Origin of the sequence: Mycobacterium sp. (assembly GCF_040398885.1) — a bacterium.
Classification (GTDB): domain Bacteria; phylum Actinomycetota; class Actinomycetes; order Mycobacteriales; family Mycobacteriaceae; genus Mycobacterium.
Map to the genome: position 1 here is coordinate 1 of NZ_JBBATF010000235.1, position 3327 is coordinate 3327.

A 3327-nucleotide genomic window follows, 5' to 3' on the forward strand; every position below is an offset into this window, starting at 1 on the left:
CATTGGCCGGAGCAACCGCGCAGGACTCGCCGTTTCAGGTCAGCGCCGGGGATGAGGCGGGGCGATTCACCGCCGGCACCGACCGGGCGCTCTTCGAACTCGGTGACCTGCGCCTGGAGATGGAGTTCACCGACCAGGTGGCGTGGCCCAAGGCGTTCGGCGGCGGTGGGGTGTTCTCGGCGATCCCGTTCCTCAACCAGTACTGGCACCCGTACTACCTGGGCGGCCGGGCCAGCGGAACTGTCGAGTACGCGGGGGAGAGCTGGACCTTCGACAATGCGAAGCTGTACGCGGAACGCAACTGGGGCAAGGGATTTCCGTTGCGCTGGTGGTGGGGTCAGGCGCACGACTTCGGAGACGCCGACGTCTGCGTGGCGTTCTCCGGCGGCTTGTTGTCGCTGGGCCCGATCGCCCGCGACGTCAACGGGTTGGTGGTGCGGATAGGCGCCAAGGTGATCCGGATGACGCCACCGCTGCTGGTGCGCTCGGAGGTGGGGGACAACCGTTGGCTGCTGCGCGGACGCTCGCGGCGCTATCAGATCGAACTGGACGGCGACGGTACCCATCTGCCGCCGCATGTGCTGCCGGTGCCGCTGCCGGCCGAGCGGCGCAACATCGACACCGACTTCGAACACCTCGCCGGGCGGCTGCGGTGCACGGTCCGTGAGAACGGCCGGGTCCTGTTCGACGGCACCTCGGAACTGGCCGCCCTGGAAATCGGATCGCGGCCGGAATAGCCGTCGCGGCAGTGAAACCCCCTGGCGCGCAGGGGTGGTGGTTGGCCCTTGGCGGGGCGGCGAGACGGCATCGGCGTTAGGCTCGCGGCGTGAGCAACCGTTCTCCGACGTCGCGCTGGCAGACGCTTGGCTCGTTGCCGGCCGCCGCCGCCGTCCTGGTGGCGTGCAATGCCCTCTACATGTCCCTGGTGGCCTTCGGCAACATCACCGACTACGACACGAACTTCGCGTTCGTCCAGCATGTGCTGTCGATGGACACCACCAATTTCGGCGGCACGCCCGGCACGAACCTGGACCCGGACGTCATGTGGCGTGCTCTGAAGAACCCGACGGTGTGGAACGTCGGGTACACCGGGGTGATCGTCTGGGAAACCCTGGCCGCCCTGGTGCTGGTCGCGGCATCCGTGGCCTGGCTGGGCGCGCTGTTCGGAGGCGGCAGCCACGACCTGGCCCGGGCGCTTTCCAGCATCGGCCTGCTGATGATCGTTCTGCTGTTCTTCGGCGGCTTCACCGCCACCGGAGGGGAGTGGTTCCAGATGTGGCGCTCCACCGCGTGGAACGGTCTGGACCCCGCCTTCCGCAACTCCGCGCTTGCCGCGATCACACTGCTGCTCGTCCACATGACCGGGTTTCAGTCCGGTCGCCGCGGTTCCTAGCGAGTTGGCCGTCGCAGCGTCACCGCGTCTTAGCTGGCGCCGAGAATCTTGATGGCGAACACCAGGGTGTCGCCGGGTTCGATCCCGGCCCGCGGTTCGCCGTTGGGATAGCCGTCGGCTGAGGTCATGGCGACCGCGACCGTCGAACCGACTTTCTGGCCGGCGATGGCCTTCTGGAAGCCGGGCACGACGCGATTGAGCGAGAACTCGGCCGCCTCGCCGCGCTGATAACTGCTGTCGAACACCGACCCGTCCCGGCCGTTGACCCCCTCATAGCAGACCGACACCGTCGCGGTCGGGGCCACGACCGGGCCACTGCCTGGCGTGAGCGTCTCCACCTGAGTCACGGTCACGCTGAACGGCTTGGTCACATCCACCTTGGGTGCGGCGGTGTCGGTGGATCCGGTCACCGCGACGCTGCCGGTGACACCGGACAGTTTCCACTGCGGCGCCGCTTCGGCGGCCGGGGCCGCGGTGGGGCAAGGGCCGCCCGCGGCGGGGGTGATGGTCGAGGAGGCCACAGATCCTGGCTTGCCGGCCGAGGTCTCGCTCTTGGAACTGCAAGCGCCGAGCGCAAGGGCCAGGGAGGCCGCGCAGGCGACGACGGCGACGGAAGAGGACATGCGGGAGGAATTCACGGTCGTCACCGTACAGGGCGCTGGCTGCTTAGCGGTGGTCCGGATGTAGCTCGGCTCGGTGTGTCACCTGACCGCTGGTGAGAGCGGACTGGCCGGCGTGATTGCAGTAGACGCGAGCGTGCTAATCGCGCATTTGAATCCAGCCGGATCCGCATCATCGGGCCACCGAAGTTCTCCTGGCCGGCACGCCCGGGGAGATGCTCGTACACATGATCACAATGGCGGAAGTGTTGGTCGGTGGCGTCTCGCAACCTTCGACCACGCACTGGCCGCGGAGGCCGCAAAACGCGGCGTACCTGCTGTCAATGGGTGAATGCGAAACCCGTTGGGGGTCAACTCGATACCCAGTATTATATTTGACATAATGTGGCTTATCGGCAAACCGATGAACTGGGCGAAGCTGAATTACCGCGTCGGCTGCTTGTTGTTGTTGTTGTTGTCCATCCGCGACTCCGCCCGGTTCTCGCCGGCTTCACGACGAATCCGCGACCTAAACGGCGAATCCGGCCCCCAGCCATGAGGGGCCGGCGAGAGCGCTGCGACATGAACGGGACCTCACCCGCCTTAAGCTCCGCGATTGCCCGCCAAGGCTCGCACCCGATTAAAACGTCACTGTGACGTATTGGGTGATCAGTTACTTCCCCGCTTGCGGCACGCCCCGATCAACAACGTCCGCCCTACCGGTCCACTGACCTACTTTCGGCCAGTTCGACGTTGAGGACCTGGGATTCGCCCTTTTTGACTTCGATGTACTGGCCCAGGATCTTCCCGTCGACAAGCCGCTCCTCAGTTCCTCCGCAGCGCACTCCACGCCGACCAGATCGTCGCCTGTTCGGAGTCGCGGTGGTTGACCGGATCGAGGTTGTACTTGGCGGTGATGGTCCCGATCACCGAAGACAGGTCGTAGGTGGTCGAGTCCACACCGCTGCGGGGCAGATTGTTGGAGACGAACAGCGTCGGCATCCGGGTGCCCGGGCCGAACTCGTCGTCAGCACCCTTGGTGGTCGGTGGCACGTGATCCCAGGCACCGCCGAACTCGTCGTAGGTCACGACGGTGAGAGTGTCACTGGCACAGGGGCCTTCGTAGATCGACTTCAGTACCCCGGCGGCTTGAGCCCGCACTTGTCACCCTTGGTGAGCGGGACCCACGCCGCGAGGTCCTGCAGGTTCTTCGCCCGGTTCGCCCGGGTCTGCTCGGTCGGTCCTGCAGCTGCTCCCCCGCGGCAAGGCGTGCTCCAGCAGGCCGCGCGCCGCACATCACATCCGCCCACCGCACGGGTTCACCTGTTCAGTTGG

Annotated in this window: 4 protein-coding genes; 2 read left to right on the top strand and 2 right to left on the bottom strand. The window is 66.2% G+C overall.

Annotation, left to right across the window (positions count from 1 at the left end; translation table 11 throughout):
* The coding region (locus tag ADBZ5U_RS15240) for a tocopherol cyclase family protein (protein ID WP_526811596.1) at window positions 1–737 on the top strand (737 nt) is incomplete at its 5' end.
* Between the two features lie 89 nt (window positions 738–826).
* Window positions 827–1393 (top strand): DUF2165 family protein, encoded by a 567-nt coding sequence (locus ADBZ5U_RS15245; RefSeq protein WP_526811598.1) that lies wholly within the window; start codon window positions 827–829, stop codon window positions 1391–1393.
* Window positions 1394–1422: 29 nt separating this feature from the next.
* Here the strand turns inward: ADBZ5U_RS15245 and ADBZ5U_RS15250 are convergent, their stop codons facing one another.
* Window positions 1423–2031, bottom strand: coding sequence for an FKBP-type peptidyl-prolyl cis-trans isomerase (locus ADBZ5U_RS15250; protein WP_526811599.1), 609 nt, complete (start codon window positions 2029–2031; stop codon window positions 1423–1425).
* 786 nt (window positions 2032–2817) lie between these two features.
* Window positions 2818–3153 carry an alkaline phosphatase family protein gene (locus ADBZ5U_RS15255; protein WP_526811601.1) on the bottom strand — a complete coding sequence of 112 codons (336 nt, stop codon included), beginning with the start codon at window positions 3151–3153 and terminating at the stop codon, window positions 2818–2820.
* Window positions 3154–3327 lie beyond the last annotated feature (174 nt).